At 68.9% G+C, this 17177-nt stretch carries 22 protein-coding genes; 15 read left to right on the top strand and 7 right to left on the bottom strand.

The annotated features are described in order from the left end of the window. Nucleotides 1–116: 116 nt before the first annotated feature. On the bottom strand, nt 117–1463 hold the full coding sequence (gene mutY / locus MKK54_RS01650) for an A/G-specific adenine glycosylase (RefSeq protein ID WP_409564107.1): 1347 nt from the start codon (nt 1461–1463) through the stop codon (nt 117–119). Nucleotides 1464–1625: 162 nt separating this feature from the next. On the opposite strand from mutY, the gene MKK54_RS01645 reads away from it, so the two are divergent. The 9 genes from MKK54_RS01645 (at nt 1626) to MKK54_RS01605 (ending at nt 7697) form a co-directional block, all read left to right on the top strand. Beyond that, on the top strand, nt 1626–2111 hold the full coding sequence (locus tag MKK54_RS01645; RefSeq protein ID WP_244008764.1) for a DUF721 domain-containing protein: 486 nt from the start codon (nt 1626–1628) through the stop codon (nt 2109–2111). Between the two features lie 91 nt (nt 2112–2202). Next, nucleotides 2203–2856, top strand: a complete 654-nt coding sequence (locus tag MKK54_RS01640; RefSeq protein ID WP_244008763.1) for a thioredoxin domain-containing protein — start codon at nt 2203–2205, stop codon at nt 2854–2856. Nucleotides 2857–3070: 214 nt separating this feature from the next. After that, nucleotides 3071–3445, top strand: a complete 375-nt coding sequence (locus MKK54_RS01635) for an AtpZ/AtpI family protein (RefSeq protein ID WP_244008762.1) — start codon at nt 3071–3073, stop codon at nt 3443–3445. A gap of 118 nt (nt 3446–3563) precedes the next feature. Next, complete coding sequence (locus MKK54_RS01630; RefSeq protein WP_238282203.1) at nt 3564–4319, top strand: F0F1 ATP synthase subunit A; 756 nt, start codon at nt 3564–3566, stop codon at nt 4317–4319. 111 nt (nt 4320–4430) lie between these two features. Continuing rightward, on the top strand, nt 4431–4658 hold the full coding sequence (locus tag MKK54_RS01625) for a F0F1 ATP synthase subunit C (protein ID WP_018044493.1): 228 nt from the start codon (nt 4431–4433) through the stop codon (nt 4656–4658). A gap of 110 nt (nt 4659–4768) precedes the next feature. Then, entirely contained in the window at nt 4769–5332 is a 564-nt protein-coding gene (locus MKK54_RS01620) for a F0F1 ATP synthase subunit B' (protein ID WP_244008761.1), read from the top strand. A gap of 94 nt (nt 5333–5426) precedes the next feature. Next, a complete protein-coding gene (locus tag MKK54_RS01615; RefSeq protein WP_244008777.1) occupies nt 5427–5912 on the top strand; it encodes an ATP F0F1 synthase subunit B in 486 nt (161 codons plus the stop codon). Between the two features lie 100 nt (nt 5913–6012). After that, nucleotides 6013–6939, top strand: a complete 927-nt coding sequence (locus MKK54_RS01610; protein ID WP_244008760.1) for an ABC transporter ATP-binding protein — start codon at nt 6013–6015, stop codon at nt 6937–6939. After that, entirely contained in the window at nt 6936–7697 is a 762-nt protein-coding gene (locus MKK54_RS01605) for an ABC transporter permease (protein ID WP_244008759.1), read from the top strand. Before MKK54_RS01610 ends, MKK54_RS01605 begins: the two co-directional genes overlap by 4 nt. 3 nt (nt 7698–7700) lie before the next feature. Here the strand turns inward: MKK54_RS01605 and MKK54_RS01600 are convergent, their stop codons facing one another. Together MKK54_RS01600 and MKK54_RS01595 are read right to left on the bottom strand one after the other, a co-directional pair. After that, entirely contained in the window at nt 7701–8465 is a 765-nt protein-coding gene (locus MKK54_RS01600; protein WP_244008776.1) for an alpha/beta fold hydrolase, read from the bottom strand. A gap of 152 nt (nt 8466–8617) precedes the next feature. Then, nucleotides 8618–9883 carry an outer membrane beta-barrel protein gene (locus tag MKK54_RS01595; protein WP_244008758.1) on the bottom strand — a complete coding sequence of 422 codons (1266 nt, stop codon included), beginning with the start codon at nt 9881–9883 and terminating at the stop codon, nt 8618–8620. A 258-nt stretch (nt 9884–10141) separates the two neighbouring features. Between MKK54_RS01595 and MKK54_RS01590 the strand changes: the two genes are divergently transcribed. Continuing rightward, entirely contained in the window at nt 10142–10972 is an 831-nt protein-coding gene (locus tag MKK54_RS01590; protein ID WP_244008757.1) for an FkbM family methyltransferase, read from the top strand. Here MKK54_RS01590 and MKK54_RS01585 read toward each other — a convergent pair. Both MKK54_RS01585 and sfsA read right to left on the bottom strand, forming a co-directional pair. After that, entirely contained in the window at nt 10967–11500 is a 534-nt protein-coding gene (locus MKK54_RS01585) for an MAPEG family protein (RefSeq protein WP_244008756.1), read from the bottom strand. The two genes, MKK54_RS01590 and MKK54_RS01585, sit on opposite strands and share 6 nt — an antisense overlap. Before the next feature lie 38 nt (nt 11501–11538). After that, entirely contained in the window at nt 11539–12246 is a 708-nt protein-coding gene (sfsA, locus tag MKK54_RS01580) for a DNA/RNA nuclease SfsA (protein WP_244008755.1), read from the bottom strand. Nucleotides 12247–12441: 195 nt separating this feature from the next. Here sfsA and MKK54_RS01575 point away from each other — a divergent pair, with 195 nt between their 5' ends. Next, complete coding sequence (locus tag MKK54_RS01575; protein WP_244008754.1) at nt 12442–13245, top strand: DUF937 domain-containing protein; 804 nt, start codon at nt 12442–12444, stop codon at nt 13243–13245. A gap of 29 nt (nt 13246–13274) precedes the next feature. Here MKK54_RS01575 and MKK54_RS24600 read toward each other — a convergent pair whose 3' ends face one another. Continuing rightward, nucleotides 13275–13664: a Flp family type IVb pilin gene (locus MKK54_RS24600; RefSeq protein ID WP_313898367.1), complete on the bottom strand. Its 390-nt coding sequence runs from the start codon at nt 13662–13664 to the stop codon at nt 13275–13277. Between the two features lie 10 nt (nt 13665–13674). Then, nucleotides 13675–13920 carry a DUF3072 domain-containing protein gene (locus MKK54_RS01565; protein ID WP_244008753.1) on the bottom strand — a complete coding sequence of 82 codons (246 nt, stop codon included), beginning with the start codon at nt 13918–13920 and terminating at the stop codon, nt 13675–13677. 253 nt (nt 13921–14173) lie between these two features. On the opposite strand from MKK54_RS01565, the gene MKK54_RS01560 reads away from it, so the two are divergent. The 4 genes from MKK54_RS01560 to MKK54_RS01545 all read left to right on the top strand — a co-directional run bounded on the left by MKK54_RS01560 (nt 14174) and on the right by MKK54_RS01545 (nt 17128). Then, nucleotides 14174–14683, top strand: coding sequence for a MarR family winged helix-turn-helix transcriptional regulator (locus tag MKK54_RS01560; RefSeq protein ID WP_244008752.1), 510 nt, complete (start codon nt 14174–14176; stop codon nt 14681–14683). Further along, complete coding sequence (locus MKK54_RS01555; RefSeq protein WP_244008751.1) at nt 14683–15408, top strand: response regulator; 726 nt, start codon at nt 14683–14685, stop codon at nt 15406–15408. The genes MKK54_RS01560 and MKK54_RS01555 overlap by 1 nt, the downstream gene beginning before the upstream one ends. A 4-nt stretch (nt 15409–15412) precedes the next feature. Then, nucleotides 15413–16804: an ATP-binding protein gene (locus MKK54_RS01550; RefSeq protein WP_244008750.1), complete on the top strand. Its 1392-nt coding sequence runs from the start codon at nt 15413–15415 to the stop codon at nt 16802–16804. A gap of 129 nt (nt 16805–16933) precedes the next feature. Beyond that, the gene (locus MKK54_RS01545; RefSeq protein WP_244008749.1) at nt 16934–17128 is read left to right on the top strand and encodes a hypothetical protein; all 195 of its coding nucleotides are present in this window, start codon (nt 16934–16936) and stop codon (nt 17126–17128) included. Nucleotides 17129–17177 lie beyond the last annotated feature (49 nt).

Here is a 17177-nt window from a genome sequence, read left to right as displayed (position 1 = left end):
GGCCCGCGCAGCGGGTCGGATGAGGGGTGTGACCTTTCCGGAAACGTCGTTCCCCTCTCCCGCCCACTCCGTGGGCACCCTCCCCCGCAGAGGGGTGAGGGTTCGTGCTCCCCCTCTCACCTTCGCGTTCTCGGCCGGCCGCGCTTGCGCGGCGTCGCCGGCGAGATCTCCGGCGACTCCGCGAAATCGTCCTCGAGCGCTTCTCCCTCGGGTGGTGCCGAAGGGGCGGCGCGCGGCGCCGGCTTCGGCACGGGGCGGAAGCTCGGCTGCGGCCCGGCCGGCTCCGGTTCGGGCTCGGCGAAGAGCGGCGTGTCCGCCACCATCCGCATCGCCTTCGGCCGGCCGGGCCTGCCCGCCTTCACCGGTTCGGGCTTCGGGTCGAAGGCATGGGCGATCACCTTCTTCATCACGCCCGGCAGGGGCTCGTCGTCGAGTTCGCGGCGCGGCGTGAAGCGCATGCCGGGCGGTGTCGCCGTGCTGAGCGCGACGCGGGCGCAGAACACCGTCAGTTCGAGCGGGAAATGTGTGAAACCATGGCGCACCAGCCCCGGCAGGCGCTTCCAGCGCGCGTCGAGGGGCGCGTCGAGGAGCGCCTGGGCCGGGTCGTAATCCGGCTCCCACGGGCTCATCGGCGGCTCCGCCATCGCACCGAGCAGGCCCTCCGGCGGCCGGGTGCGGAGCAGGATCGCCTCGTCCCCGCTCCGGATCGCCACGAAGGCGGCGCCCCGGCGTAAGGTCCCCTTGGCCGCCTTCACCTTGCGGGGAAACGTCTCCTGCAGGCCGAGCGCCCGGGCCCGGCACGGCGCCATCCAGGGGCAGAGGGCGCAGGCGGGGCGCTTGGGCGTGCAGATGGTGGCGCCGAGATCCATCACGGCCTGCGCGAAATCGCCGGGGCGTTTCGTCGGGACCAGCCCCTGCGTCACGAGGCGGATCTCGGGCCGGGCCGCCGGCAGCGCGGTCTCGATCGCGAAGAGCCGCGTCATCACCCGCTCGACGTTGCCGTCGACCGCCGCCTCGGGGCGGTCGAACGCGATGGCGGCCACGGCGCCCGCCGTGTAGGCGCCGATTCCCGGCAGCTGGCGCAGGGCCGGCGCCGAATCGGGGAAGCCGCCGGCCGCCGCCACGGCCTTGGCGCAGGCATGCAGGTTGCGGGCGCGGGAATAGTAGCCGAGCCCCGCCCAGGCCGACATCACCGCCTCCTCGGGCGCCGCCGCCAGGGCGTCCACGGTGGGAAACCGCTCCAGGAACTTCTGGAAGTAGGGTTTGACCGCCGCGATCGTGGTCTGCTGCAGCATCACCTCCGACAGCCAGACCCGATACGGGTTCGGGGTCTCGCCGGGCAGCGCGCGCCAGGGCAGGACGCGGCGGTGCCGGTCGTACCAGGTCAGGAGGTCCGCGGCCGTGGGGGCTGAGGCTTGAGTCTGGGACACGGGCACCGGCGCGGGATGGGGATGTCCGTCCATAGCCTTCCGGACCCCGCCTTCAAAGGCCGGACGTGCGGTGCGTCCGTCGCGGAAGGCGGCTTCGGCCCGTCGGAACCGCGTGCTAACCCTTGTGGGGGCATCAACGGCAATCCAGGATCGGATGCGCGGACCCGCCCCGGTCGGACCCACGGAAAGCAGCGCATGGCGCGTGTCAAACCCCTCGCCGAATTGCTGGAGGACTGCATCGGCCCGGCCTTCGCCGCGCAGGGCTTCGCCTCCACCGACATCCTGTCCGCCTGGCCGGAGATCGTCGGCGAGCGCCTGTCCCGCTACTGCCAGCCCTCGAAGCTGGAATGGCCGCGCCGGCGCCGGCGCGAGGAGGAGGGCCGCCCCGATCCCGGCACCCTCGTGGTCCGGGTCGAGGGCGTCTTCGCCCTCGAACTCCAGCACCTCGCCCCGGTGGTGATCCAGCGCATCAACGCGCATTACGGCTGGGCCTGCGTCGGCCGGATCGTGATGCGCCAGGGCCGCGTCGACCGGGTGGGGCGGCGGCCCCCGCCCCCGGTGGTCGATCCCGTCCGCCGCGGCGAAGTGGCGCTCGCGGTCCGGGTCATCGAGCACGACGCCCTGCGCGACGCCCTCGATCGCCTCGGGACGGCGATCGTTGCCACCACACACAAGCGTTAGCCCCGCTCACAGCCGTCTTGTCAGGACGCCTGCAGGATTCTACCGCATCGCTCACGAGAAGATTTGTCCGCGAGCGGAGCCCGTCCCGATCATGATCACCCGACGCGACGCCCTGAAAGCCACCGGCCTTGCGGTCGGTGCCGCCGTTCTCCTGCCCCGGTTCAGCCTCCCGGCCCTGGCCGAGGACGCGAACCTCTCGACCCTGATGGAGCCCGGCCCCCTCGGCGACGTCTGGCTCGGCCCGAAGGACGCCAAGGTCACGATCATCGAGTACGCCTCGATGACCTGCTCGCACTGCGCCGCCTTCCACAAGTTCACTTGGCCGGCCCTGAAGGAGCGCTACATCGACACCAACAAGGTGCGCTTCACGCTCCGCGAGTTCCCGCTCGACCCGCTGGCCACCGCCGCCTTCATGCTGGCGCGCTGCGACGGCGATGCGAAGTACTACCCCATCACCGACCTGCTCTTCGATCAGCAGCCCGCCTGGGCCTACGTCCAGAAGCCGCAATCGCCCGTGGACGCCATGGAGCAGATGCTGCGCCAGGCCGGCTTCTCGAAGGAGAAGTTCGAGGCCTGCCTCAAGGACCAGAAGCTCTACGGCGCCGTCAACGCGGTGAAGCAGAAGGGCATGGACACCTTCAAGGTCGATTCGACGCCGACGTTCTTCATCAACGGCGAGCGCTTCAAGGGCGAGATGACCATCGAGGGCATGGAGAAGGTCATCAAGCCGATCCTGGGCGCCTGAGCGCCGTCCCCACGGTCCGAGACCGGACGTCGTTCTCGCGAGACCGACGAACGGCCGGGCGGAGTGGAAAACGATCGTTTTCTCGTGGTTTGACAGGATGTTACGTCGTGTTGGGGGCGCCTTGACACTCAAGGTGGGCGAAACTATGGTGCGCCGCGCCTGAAGGAGGCGTTCCAGCCGGTTCCCTCCCCTCTCGCCAATGTGAGTTCTCGCCGTGAGCGGCAACGAAGCGGGCGACGAAGGCGGGGACGGGCGGAAGAAAGCACTGGACGCGGACCTCTCCCAGAGGCTCAAACGTCTTGAGACGCAGATCGAGCGGAAGCGGCCCAGCGCCCCTCCCGATCCTTCCACGCGTTCCGGCCCTGCGGCCGGGCCTTCTCCTCTCGGCCAGGCGATGCGGCTCTCGACCGAGTTCATCGCGGGCGTCCTGGCCGGGGGCATTCTCGGTTGGATGTTCGATCATTACCTCGGGACGAAGCCCTGGGGTCTGATCGTCCTGCTGATGCTGGGCTTCGTCACCGGCGTCTACAACGTCATGCGCGTCTCGGGAGCACTCTCGACGGCGCCGGCCAAGAAGCGGGACCCGTGAGGGGTCCGACGGGAAAGGCCGCTCGCGCGGCCCGACCGGACTTTACGAATGCCGCGCACGCGGCACCGGTGGTGGCAGGCCGTTCGGCCGGCCGAGATTCAGAAGGGCGGGAGCGGCAATGGCCGTAAAGATGGATCCGATCCACCAGTTCGAGCTCAAGCCGCTGGTTTCCTTCGGTCATATCGGCAACCAGGAGATCGCGTTCACGCAGTCTGCCCTGTACATGTTCGCCGCCGTCGGGATCATCGCGCTGATCACCGTGGTGGCCACCGCCCGCCGCTCGGTGGTGCCCGGCCGCATGCAGTCGATGGCCGAGGTGTTCTACGAGTTCATCGGCTCGACCCTGCGCCAGTCCGCCGGCCACGGCTCCGAGCGGTTCATGCCGCTGATCTTCTCGCTCTTCATGTTCGTCCTCGTGCTGAACATGCTCGGCATGATCCCCTACGCCTTCGCGGTGACCAGCCACATCATCGTCACCTTCGCGCTGGCGTTCCTCGTGATCGGCACCGTCATCGTGTACGGCTTCATGGCCCACGGCACGAAGTTCCTGAAGGTGTTCGTGCCGTCGGGCGTCCCGGGCTGGCTGATGCCGATGATCGTCGCCATCGAGATCGTGTCGTTCATCTCGCGCCCGATCAGCCTCGCGGTTCGTCTCTTCGCCAACGTGCTGGCCGGCCACATCGCGCTCAAGATCTTCGCGGGCTTCGTGCCGGCGCTGCTCGCCGCCGGGGCCTGGGGCGCCATCTCGCCGCTGCCGCTGGCCCTCAGCGTCGCGGTCACCGCCCTCGAATTCCTCGTCGCCGGTCTGCAGGCCTACGTCTTCGCGACGCTCGCCTCGATCTACCTCAGCGACGCGCTGCATCCCGGCCACTGAGGCCGGTGCATCCCGGCCGCCGAGGCCGGGACACCCCCTTCCGTCCCCGGTCCGCCGTCGCGGCCGGATTTCTCTCCACGCAACGACGACACGGACATCAGGAGCAATTTGATGGATCCCTTAGCTGCCAAGTACATCGGTGCCGGCCTCGCCTGTCTCGGCATGGCGGGTGCCGCCATCGGCCTCGGCAACCTCTTCGGCCAATTCTACGCCGGCGCGCTCCGTAACCCGTCGGCCGCCGACGGCCAGCGCGGCAACCTGCTCCTCGGCTTCGCCCTGACGGAAGCGCTCGGCATCTTCTCGCTGCTCGTCGCGCTGCTGCTCCTGTTCGCCGTCTGAGGCGTCCTCGCGGTCCCCGGGACCGCGAACCGATACCGGACCGGACGCCGCCTCCCCGAGGGATGGCCCAGGCGTCCGGTCCCTTCTCATGATCTTACGCGAAGGACGTCATGGCTCAGCCGGCCCACTCGACCGCACTGAAAGAAGGCTTCGCCGCGACGCCGGCCGCCGAGCACGGTGGCGGCTTCCCGCCCTTCGAGAGCCACACGTTCGCGTCCCAGTTGATCTGGCTCGCGCTGGCCTTCGGGCTGCTCTACTACCTGATGGACAAGATCGCGCTGCCGCGCATCCAGGCCATCCTGCACGACCGCGCCGTGCGCCTGTCGGGCGACCTCGACGAGGCCCAGCGCCTGAAGGTCGAGGCGGACGCCGCCGGAGCGGCCTACGAGAAATCCCTGAGCGACGCGCAGGCCAAGGCGCAGGCGATCGCCCTCGAGACCCGCACGGCCCTGACGCAGGAAGCCGAGACCAAGCGCAAGGCCCTGGAGGCCGAGCTCAATGCGCGCATCGCCGCATCGGAGGTCACCCTGCGCACCCGCACGGCGGAGGCCATGGGCAACGTTCGCGGCATCGCCGGTGAGACCGCCGCGGCCATCGTGGAGCGCCTGACCGGCCGTACGCCCGACGAGGCGGCCCTCGCCAAGGCCCTCGACAGCGTCGCGCTGCCGCACTGAAGGCCGGACGCCAAACCATCCCTGACCGGCGATCCACGGGCCACGGAGCCCCGGGGTTTTCGCCGGACACCATCGAGTTGGGACGACGAGCATGTTGTTGGAAGCCGAATTCTGGGTCGCAGTCGCCTTCGTCCTGTTCATGGCCGTAGTCTGGAAGGTCGGCGGCTTCAACCAGATCACCAAGGGCCTGGACGGCCGCGCCAAGCGCGTCCGGCACGAGCTCGACGAGGCCCGCCGCCTGCGCGAGGAAGCGGCCGGCGTGCTCGCCGACTACAAGAAGCGCCGCTCGGATGCCGAGCGTGAGGCCGAGGCCATCGTCGCCTCCGCCCGCGAGGAGGCTCAGCGCATCGCCGACGAGGGCCATGCCCGCCTGAACGAATTCATCGCCCGCCGGACCAAGTCCGCCGAGACCAAGATCGCCCAGGCCGAGGTCCAGGCCAGCGCCCAGGTCCGCGCCGCCGCCGCCGACGCCGCCGTGAAGGTCTCCGAGGTGATCCTGCGCGAGCGCATGCAGGGCGAGGCCGCTGAAGGTCTCGTCCGCCAGAGCCTCGGCGAGGTTCGGACCCGCCTGCGGGCCTGAGGCCTCCAAACTCCGAGAACGTCGAGAAGCCGCCGCGAGGCGGCTTTTTCCATTTCTCGCCGGTCCGACGGGGCCGGCGCCACGCCGCAGCGGAGTCCCGATGCCGCCGATCATCTCGATCCAGAACCTGTCCAAGGTCTACGCCTCGGGCCTGAAGGCGCTCGACGGCATCGACCTCGACATCGCCGAGGGGGAGATTTTCGCGCTCCTCGGCCCGAACGGCGCCGGCAAGACCACGCTGATCAGCATCGTCTGCGGCATCGTCACCGCGAGCGCGGGCCGCATCCTGGCGGGCGGGCACGACATCGCGGTCGATTACCGCAAGGCGCGCCGCCTGATCGGCCTCGTGCCGCAGGAACTCACCACCGACGCCTTCGAGACGGTCTGGGCGACGACGAGCTTCAGCCGCGGCCTCTACGGCCTCAAACCGGACCCGGCGCATATCGAGCGGGTGCTGCGTGACCTCTCCCTCTGGGAGAAGCGCGATTCCCGGATCATGACCCTGTCGGGGGGCATGAAGCGGCGGGTGCTCATCGCCAAGGCGCTCTCCCACGAACCCCGCATCCTCTTCCTCGACGAGCCGACGGCCGGCGTCGACGTGGAGTTGCGGCGGGACATGTGGCGCCTGGTGCGCTCGTTACGCGACAAGGGCGTCACCATCATCCTCACCACGCACTACATCGACGAGGCCGAGGAGATGGCCGACCGCATTGGGGTGATCCGGAAGGGCGAGATCATCCTGGTGGAGGAGAAGGCCGAGTTGATGCGCAAGCTCGGCAAGAAGCAGATGACCCTGAACCTGCAGGAGCCGCTGGTCGCCCTGCCCCCGGCGCTGGCGCGGCACGATCTCGTTCTGAAGCCGGGTGGCCAGGACCTCGTCTACACCTACGACACCAAGGGCGAGCGCACCGGCATCACGGCGCTGCTGGCCGACCTCGCGGAGGCCGGCATCCGCTTCCGCGACCTCCAGACCAGCCAATCGTCGCTCGAAGAGATCTTCGTCGACCTCGTGAAGGAACGCGCATGAACTGGTACGCGGTCCGCGCCATCTACGGCTTCGAGATGGCGCGTTTCTGGCGCACGGCCCTGCAGAGCATCGTCGCGCCGGTCATCGCCACCTCGCTCTACTTCGTGGTGTTCGGAGCCGCCATCGGCTCGCGCGTCGCCTCCGTGGACGGGGTTCCCTACGGAGCCTTCATCGTGCCCGGCCTGATGATGCTCTCGCTCCTGACCCAGAGCATCGCCAACGCCTCGTTCGGCATCTACTTCCCGCGCTTCGCCGGCACGATCTACGAGATCCTCTCGGCGCCGGTCTCGCCCCTCGAGATCGTGCTCGGCTATGTCGGGGCCGCCGCCTCGAAGTCGATCCTGATCGGCCTGATCATCCTCGCCACCGCCGCCCTGTTCGTGCCGCTGCGCATCGAGCACCCATTCGTGATGGTGCTGTTCCTGCTCCTCACGGCGGTGACGTTCAGCCTGTTCGGGTTCCTGATCGGGCTCTGGGCGGACGGGTTCGAGAAGCTGCAACTGGTGCCGCTCCTCATCGTGACGCCGCTGACCTTCCTCGGCGGCAGCTTCTACGCCATCGAGATGCTGCCGCCGTTCTGGCGGGCGGTGAGCCTCGCCAACCCGGTGGTCTACCTGATCAGCGGCTTCCGCTGGGCGTTCTTCGGCACCTCGGATGTCGGCGTCGGCATCAGCTTCGCCATGGCGCTGGTCTTCCTCGCGCTGTGTCTGGCCGGCGTGACCTGGATCTTCCGGACCGGCTACCGCCTGAAGAGCTGAGCTTCAGGCCCGTTTGGCGAGAAATTCGAGCACGCCGGTCCGGTGTCCCCGGTCGCCGACGGCGGTGCTGTGGTCGCGGTTCGCCAATTCGAGGGACGTGGCGTTGGGGATCAGGGCGGCGAGCGCCGGCCCCGAGCCCGAGACCGTGTCGAGGGTGCCCACGGTGACGAGGGTCGGCATCTCGATCTGCGCCACCTCGGCGCGCGACAGGGCCTGACGCGAGCCGCGCATGCAGGCGGCGAGCGCCCGCAGGTCGCTCTTCGTCTGCTCGGCGAAGGTTCGGAAGGCGGCGGCCGTGGGGTTCGGGGCGGGCGCGCCGGGCTCCGCCTCCAGCGCCTCGGCGATGCCGTCCGGAAGGCCCCTGCCCTCCACGAGGTGCAGGCCGAGGCCGCCGATGAGCACCGAGCGCACCCGCTCCGGCGCGTCGAGGGCGAGGAAGGCACTGATGCGCGCGCCCATCGAATAGCCCATCACGTCGGCGCGGCCGATGCCGAGATGGTCGAGGAGGCGGCGCGCGTCCTGGGCCATGGTGTCGGAGCCGTAGGCCTCCGGATCGTAGAGCTTCTGGCTCTCGCCATGCCCCCGGTTGTCGAACGCGATGGTGCGGTACCCGGCCTGAGTCAGGGTGCGGACCCAGAGGGTGTTGACCCAGTTCACGGCGTGATTCGAGGCGAAGCCGTGGATCAGCAGCACCGGATCGCCGGACCCGCCCACGGCCGGAACGTCGATATACGCGATGGCGACGCCGTCGGAATCGAAGGTCTGCATGGGCTCGGGCCTTATCGGTCGGGGCATGGTGACCGCCTCATTGGACTGTCGGGCGCGCCGACGAAAGCCCTGGCGTGACGCTCCGCTGAAAATGAAAGCGGCGGCGGGTTGCCCCGCCGCCGTGTTTCAGGACGCGTGTTGGGATACCGGGATCAGAAGGTGATGCCGGTCTCGATCATGTAGCGCTCCTGCGAGGTCTTCAGGCCGTTGCGGCCGAAGCCGGTGCCGAGGACGCCCGGGATGATGGTGCTGGTGTCGTAGAGCTGAACGGTCGAGAACTCGCCGCGCAGGAAGTAGCGGTCGAAGGTGAAGGTCGGCGTCACCGTGAAGGAGAACGCCGAGCTGCCGGGGCCGTACAGGACGCTCGATTGTCCGGCGAAGTTCCCGCGGGTTCCGCTCTGGGTGATGTACTCGACGCGGCCGGCGAGCGCGAAGTTATCCGTGAAGGCGTAGCTGGCCAGGACCGCAGCGCCGAAGGTCTCAGCCCCTGCGAGGACAAGGAAATCGTTGCGCTCGACATTGGTGTACTGGATGTACGGCGTCACGATCCAGGGGCCATCGGCGTAGGTGTAGTTCGCGCTGACGATGCTGCTGTTCTGCAGCGTCTGCGGGGTGGTGAACTGATTGCGCAGGCTACGGTCGGAGAAGTCGAACCGGGTGTAGCTGGAGAAGTGCGTGCCGCCGTTGATGCCGATCGTGTTGGCGGCGTCGATCTTGTAGGTGATCGCCCCGGTGACCCAGTTGATCTCACCCGAGAAGAACCCGTCCGTCGCCGCGAACGAGGCCGACCACGGTCCATCGGCGTAGTTGATCTGTACGCCGTGGTTGATCACGTTCTCCTGGGCGAAGAGGAGGCCGCGCGAGATGTTCAGGTTCTGGAAGGTGAAGGGCAGCTCCGAGCCGATCAGCGTCGGCATGCGGCCGCCTTGGATCGACCAGTTGTCGTTGATCACGTATTTGCCGAAGACGATCGGCGCCGGCGAGAACAGCAGGTTGGTCTGGTCGAACGCGCTGAAGATCGGCGCGCCGAGGCCCGGGATCGTGTAGGCGCCGAAGGCAGCGTAGAACTGGAACGGACCATCGGCCTTCTGGATGAAGCCCATCAGGTTCGAGAAGTCGACCCGCGCGGCGCGATCGGCGGCGATGCCCGGCAGCACGATGGAAGACGGGTTGGTCTGGGTGTAGAAGTAGCCGCTCACCGCGCCGCCGACATAGATGTCGCCGAGGCCGCCGATGGTCAGGCAGGCCGGGTTCGGGTTCTGCTTGATGACGCCGCCATAGGCCGGGAACGTGATCTCGGCCTTGCAGGCCGCCGGCGGGGGCGCCGGGGCGACGGGCGCCTTCAGGTCCGCTGCGTAGGCACAGACAGAGGACAACAGCACGGCTGAGAGGGCGAGGAGCGAGCGGTTCATGGCCATGTCGGAACTCTGTGGAGGAATCTGCGTTGCGCCCAAGGTCTCAAAGCTTTCGCGTTGCGGCAAAGCTATCCTTTGTGCATCCGCCTACATTTCGAGCAGATCGGGTCGTCGCGGACGGGTTTGGGTCGCGGTGTTGCCACAAAGGAACAGGTCGGGCGAAGGCCCGCACTGGATATCGGCCGGAAACGGCGAAGTCCGGCCGGACGCGGCCTCCCGCATGCTTGCTGCCGCGCGCGCGTCCTGGCATCAGCAGGCGCGATGAAAGACATGCAGCCTTACGGCACCTACGCACCCACCGGCCTCGTTGCCCGCATCGCCGAGCGCACGGGGCGGCTGACCTATGGAAGCTGGGGCGGGCGGCGGCTGTCGCTGTTCCTGCGGCGCATCGCGATCGGCCTGCTGCACGGAGAGCCCCTCGACGTGGAGCGCTACGGCGCTCGCATGCGGCTCTACCCGTACAACAACAATTGCGAGAAGAAAGTCCTCTTCACCCCGCAATTCTTCGATCCCGAGGAGCGTGACCTCCTCAAGGCGAGGCTCTCGCCCGGCTGCACCTTCCTCGACATCGGCGCCAATATCGGCGCCTACGCGCTGTTCGTGGCGGCCTTCGCGGGGCCGCGCGCGCGCATCCTCGCCATCGAGCCGCAGCCGGATGTCTTCGATCGGCTGACCTACAACATCGCCCAGAACCCGTTCGGGACGGTCAAGGCCCTGGCCTGCGCGGTGGCCGACAAGGCGGGCGAACTCACCCTCTTCGTCGATCCGCGCAACCGGGGCGAATCCAGCCTGAAGATCGTCGGCACCAACGAGGGCGCGCAGATCCGCGTGCCGGCGGTGACGCTCCTCGATCTCGCCCGCAGCGAGGGGATCGCGCGCATCGACGCGATGAAGCTCGACGTGGAGGGGGCGGAGGACCTGATCCTGGAGCCGTTCCTGCGCGCGGCGCCGGTCTCGCTCCATCCCGTGCTGCTGATCGTCGAGAACGGCACGGATCAGTGGCAGATCGATCTGCCCGCCCTGCTGGAGCAGCATGGATACCGGCGGATCGCGCGGACCCGGCTGAACCTCATCTTCGAGCGGACGTCATGACAGGCTCGCGGCCGCCGCGATGATCAGGGCGGCCAGGCTCGGATAGAAGGTGAGTCCGAAGCCGAGGGCGCGCGCGGAGGCCCCGCCCGCGTATCCCCGCCAGAACAGCAGCCGGCCCGCGCAGAACAAGCCCGCCAGCACCGGCACGAGGACCGCGTAGGCATCCAGGGTGACCGCCACGAGGCAATGCGCGAACACCGCGAGCCCGGCCTGTTCGCCCGTGTTCCCGAGGATGGCCCGGGCGATCGTCACGCGCCGCCCGGACGCGGAGGCGGTGCCCGCGCCGATGTCCGCGGGCGATGCGAATCGCAGCCGCGCGACGTTTCCGATCGCTACGGCGAACCAGCCGACGACGCAGAGATCGACGCGCAGCGCGAAGGCGATGCGGTCCCCCGGGCCGAGACCCGGATCCGAGGGCCGCGCGAAACCGAAGGCGAGGCCCAGGGCGGCGGCTCCGATCAGCAGGGCGAGACCGGCCCCGCGCCGCACGCCGCGCCGCTCGCGAAGAAAGGCCGCGTCACGATCCATGGCGGGCTCCTTCATGGGCATCTTCGGTGTCGAGAAGCCTACGCCACCGGGATCGCGTCGGCCACGACGATCCCGGCGGGATCGATCCGGCAGCGATGGGCATGCACCGAGACGCCTGCCGCACGCGCGGCCTGAAAAGCCCGGTCGAAGGCGGGATCGAGATCGCGGGCGGTGTCGAACCGGGCCGCCCACATCTGCACCACGATGATCACCATGGCGCGCCCGCCCCCGGCCACCACCGCCGCGAGGTCATCCATGTGCCGGGCGCTCCGGGCGGCCACGCAATCGGGAAACTCGGCAAGTCCCGCCTCGCGCATCAGGTGGCAGTTCTTCACCTCCACGTGGCAGGGCGGCATCCCCTCCCCGCCAGCCACGAAATCGACGCGGCTCGCCCGCCCGTAGCGGACCTCGGGGCGCAGGCGCGTGTAGCCGGACAGCGGCGGCAGGCCGCCCGCCGCGAATGCCTCCGCCACCAGGGCGTTGGGACGCATCGTATTGATGCCGACCCATTGCGGGCCGCCGGGAAGGTCCGCCTCGACCAGCTCCCAGGAGAAGCCGAGCTTGCGCGCCAGGTTGGTGGATCGCGAGAGCAGGACACGCGCGCCGGCCGTGGTCAGCCCCAGCATCGCGCCCGGATTGGCGCAATGCGCGGTCACGAGCGACCCGTCGGCGAGTTCCATGTCGGCGAGGAAGCGCTTGTAGCGGCGCACGAGGCGCGCCTCGATCAAGGGCTCGGCAAAGCGCATCGACGGCTCCGGGACGTGCGGCGATCGGGCGGAAGGTCCGATTCCCGCGCTCCGTCGACATGGAATCGGGCACCCGTGAGGCACACAGGCTGGTCAGTGCCCATGGGATACGACAGAATTGGGATACGGCAGAACTCGGGGGCGCGTCCGGTGCTTGTCCCGGACCTGTCGCCGTTCGTCCGTGAGGCCGCCGCCATGTTCAACCTGTTCGACATCCTCCAGGCGCAGGCGGGCGCCCATGTCCCGAGCTTCGCCCGTCAGTTCGGGCTGACGCAGGAACAGAGCCTTCGCGCGATGGAAGCGCTGCTGCCGGCCCTGACCATGGGTCTGCAGCGCAATGCCGCCAACGACCCCACCGGCTTCGCGCACCTGTTCAACCTCGTGGGCGCGAACCCTCCCTCCGCGCCGGCACAGTCGCCGCAGATGGAAATGCTGGTCAAGCAGCTCTTCGGCTCGTCGAACCTCAGCCAAGCCGTCCTCCAGCAGGCCGCCACGGTGAGCGGCGTCGCGACGCCCGCCCTGAAGCAGATGCTGCCGATCATGGCCGGCATGGTGGTGGCCGGTATCGTCCACGTCATGATCAACCAGAACCCGCCCCCCGCGCCGGCACCCCGGAACGCGTCCCAGCCCTTCGGATTCCCCCCCAATGCGTGGTCTGAGATGATGGATGTGTTCCTGCGGTCCGGTGGAAACGCCCTGCCGTCTGCGCCGAGCGCGCCTCAGGCCCGCAAGGCTTCGCCGCCGCGCCTCGCCGTGGCGTCGAAGGCCGCGCCGGCCGCACAGGACAAGGCCGCGGGCGATGCGCCCTTCGAGATGATGAACCAGATGTTCCAGACCGGACTGGAGGTGCATCAGGAGAATGCCCGCGCGATGCAGCGCCTGTTCGACACGTTCTGGCAGGACCCGCGCGGGTCGGCGGGCACCGAGGCGAACGGGACCGACGCGCCGAATGCCGGCGCCCCCGGTTCGAGGACGGACGCGGATCGCGGTCGCCGCTGAGACCGGATTCGGACGTCGGATGGGCCGGGTCAGGAGGACTTGGCGACGTTGTTGCCGATATACTGATACATCGCGCCCACCCGGTCCGCGTAGACGCGAAGGGCGCCGACGATCGCCAGGAAGGTCAGGCCGGCGATCAGACCGTATTCGATGGCCGTCGCACCGCTGGTGTCCCTGAGAAACCGCATCGCGAGCGCGCGGGCTCGGCCTCCGATATCCATACCGGGCCGATGCCTGGACACGATCGCTTCCAGTCTGGTCATGGCTGCCGATCGTCTTTCGTCCATTTCAGCGGCTTCGAGTCTAGGGCAGGTTTCTTGCCGATGACTTAAGCCGATCCGCGAAGGTCGGCCTTCCGCCGTCGAAATGGCAGGCAAGGCCGGGCCGCCGCGGTGCTGTCCGTCGGCGGTCCGGCCCATGCGGCCGGCGTCAGGCCTTGCCGGCTTCCTTGCGCAGAGCATCGATCCGCTGCGAAGCCTCGGCCTTGTCGAGGTCCGGGTCGAACGCCTCCGGCTCCTTCGTCTCCTCCGACAGGGTCTTGAGGTACGAGGCCTGGGCGCCCGTCATCGGTTCACCGCCGGTGGTCCACTGGCTCGGATCCTTGATCTGGTTGGAGGTATCCTTCGGGTCCGTCTTCGGATTGGACTCGGTCTCGGACTGCTGGGTCTTCGCCATCTCTGGTCCTCGTCGTTCATGAAATGTTCTAGTGAACGCCGGGTGCGAGCCGGAGTTCCGAGACAGTCCGCACGCGCCCGCCCCGGCTCCGAACCGGACTTCGCCGGAAGCCTCGGCCTGTCCGTGCTGCCCCGTAGGGCGGAATCGCCAGTGCCCAACCGCGATCGGACGGCTTGACGCGTTCGAGCGCGGCTGGAACATGTCAACAACACTGACATAAAATTAGGTCGCCCCCGACGTGACAGCCCGCGCGATGCCCGATGTCGAAGCCGACGCCCTGCGGACGGCCGGCGATTCCGGTGACGATCTCATCGAGTTGCTGTTCTTCGCCTACCGGGATTTCGTCGGCGATCCCGACCGCATCCTGGCGCAGTACGGCTTCGGACGGGCCCATCACCGGGTGCTGCACTTCGTCGATCGCTATCCGGGCCTCACGATCGCCGAACTCCTCGATATCCTGCGCATCACCAAGCAGAGTCTGAACCGGGTGCTCAAGGATTTGATCGGACAGGGCTACATCACCCAGAAGACCGGCACGAGCGACCGGCGCCAGCGCCTGCTGTTCTGCACGGCCGCCGGGACCGCCCTGGCGGGAGACCTCATCCGGGTCCAGAGCCGGCGGGTGGCGCGCGCGCTGGCCGATTCGGAGATCGGGCGCGAGAACCCGCTCTCGGCCGAGAGCTTCCTGTTCGGGATGATCGAGCCCGAGGAGCGCGCCGCCGTGCGCCGGCTGATGGCCCGGCGCGTGCGGAGCGCCGCCTGATGGCGGCCGCGATCACCCGGGCGGGCATCGAGCTTCCCGACCATGCACCCCACGTCCTCGTGGTGGACGACGACCGCCGCGTGCGCGAATTGCTGGCGCGCTTCCTGTTCGAGCAGGGGTTCCGGGTGACGTCGGCCGGCAACGTGCCGGAGGCGCGCATCAAGGCGCAGTGCTTCGTCTTCGACGCCCTGGTCCTCGACGTGATGATGCCGGGCGAGAGCGGCTTCGACTACGCCCGCGAGGTCCGCAAGTCCTCGCGGGTGCCGATCCTGATGCTCACCGCGCGCTCGAACCCGAACGACCGGGTGATGGGGCTCGAGATCGGCGCCGACGATTACCTGCCCAAGCCCTTCGAGCCGCGCGAACTCATCCTGCGCCTCTCGAACATCATCAAGCGCCGCAGCGCGGGGGGCGACGGCCGGGCGCTCGGCCACGACACCGTGACCTTCGGGCCGTTTTCCTACCGGATCGACCGGGGCGAGCTGCGCCGGGAGGACGAGACCATTCGCATCACCGAGCGCGAGCGCGAGATCCTCACGATCCTCGCCCAGGCGGCGGGCGCCAATGTCGAGCGGGAGGCCCTGGCCGGGGGCGGCGGGCTCGCGGCCGAGCGCAGCATCGACGTGCAGATCAACCGCCTGCGCCGCAAGACCGAGGTCGACCCGGCCAATCCCCTGTTCCTGCAGACGGTGCGGGGCGTCGGTTACCGCCTCGCGGTCGACTGAGGTCATGGCGGCCACCGGCCTCCTCGGGCGCACCGCGCGTTGGCTCGCCGCCCTTCCCCGTCCGGCCCGGATCTGGCGCCTCGTCGCGCGCGCCATCGGCGACGTGCTGCCCAAGGGGCTCTACGCCCGCTCGCTGATCATCATCATCGCGCCGGTGGTGCTGCTCCAGTCGGTGATCGCCTACACCTTCATGGAGCGCCACTGGCAGCTCGTGACGCGCCGCCTCTCGGCTGCCGTCACGGCCGACGTCGCCGCGCTGATCGACATCTACGAGAGCTATCCGCAGGACAAGGATTCGGAGACCCTGAGCCGGATCGCGGGCGAGCGGCTCAACCTCGACGTCGACATCCTCAAGGGGGCCAAGCTTCCGCCCGCGGGGCCGCGACCGTTCTTCTCCATCCTGGACGAGGCGCTCTCCGACGAGATCCGGCGCCAGATCCGCCGGCCCTACTGGATCGACACGGTGGGCCGTTCCAGCCTGATCGAGATCCGGGTCTCGATTCCCGACGGGGTGATGCGCGTGACCGCGCGGCGCAGCATGGCCTACGCCTCGAACTCGCATATCTTCCTGCTCTGGATGAGCGGCTCGTCCCTGGTGCTCCTCGGCGTCGCGATCCTGTTCCTGCGCAACCAGATCAAGCCGATCCTGCGGCTGGCCGCCGTGGCCGAGAGCTTCGGCAAGGGCCGCGAGATCGAGTTCCGGCCGCGCGGCGCCCGCGAGGTCCGGCAGGCGGGCCACGCCTTCATCGAGATGAAGCGGCGCATCGAGCGGGCGATGGAGCAGCGCACGACGATGCTCAACGGGGTCAGCCACGACCTGCGCACCATCATCACGCGGTTCAAGCTCTCCCTCGCGCTCGTGGAGCAGACGCCGGAGGTGGAGGACCTGCAGCGCGACGTCGACGAGATGAGCCGGATGCTGGAGGCCTACCTCGCCTTCGCGCGGGGCGATTCCGGCGAGGTGGCGGTCCCCACCGACATGCGCGCGCTGCTGGAGGACCTGCGCTCCGACGTCGAGCGCCTCGGCGCCCACGTGGAGACCGTGGAAATGGAGGACCATCCCCACGTGACCCTGCGGCCGGACGCGATCCGCCGCTGCCTCTTCAACCTCGCCGCCAACGCCGCCCGCTACGGCGACACGGTGTCCATCACCGGCCGGCGCGAGGCGCGCGCCTTCCTGGTCTCCATCGACGACGACGGCCCCGGCATTCCGCCCGACCAGCGCGAGGAGGTGTTCAAGCCCTTCGTGCGCCTCGACGACGCGCGCCAGGATGCCGGCGGCTCCGGTCTCGGCCTGTCCATCGCCCGCGACATCGCCCGGGCGCATGGTGGCGACGTTAACCTGCACGACAGTCCGCTCGGGGGCTTGCGCGCCACGGTGCGGATTCCCGCCTGAACCCGGTCCCGATGCGTCGAAGAGCTTGGCCGCACGACCTTGGCGCGCCCCGCCTCGCGATGCTATGAGGGGCGCAGTGAACGCCACACGGGGCCGGTGAACCGGGTCCGACAGAGGTTGAGAGACCCCATGAAGAGCCCGCTGACCCCGCTCCTGATCCTCCTGCTCCTGCCGATCTGCGCGATCGGCGCGGTGCTCTACACCGATGCGGGCATCGAGCCGGCCCTGTTCTACGCCACCGTGAAGACCTTCGTGGTGCTCTTCATCGTCGCCGGCGGCCTCTGCTTCGCCGCGAGCCGCCTCGCCGCGCGCGCCGAGGGCTGAGCAAGCAAGGTTCTCCATCGCTCGGAATCGAAAAGGCCCGGACCGTGAG

This window comes from Methylobacterium sp. J-068 (assembly GCF_022829445.1).
GTDB lineage: Bacteria > Pseudomonadota > Alphaproteobacteria > Rhizobiales > Beijerinckiaceae > Methylobacterium.
Note: the sequence above shows the minus strand (reverse complement) of the source record. Positions and strands in the feature narration are given on the sequence as shown.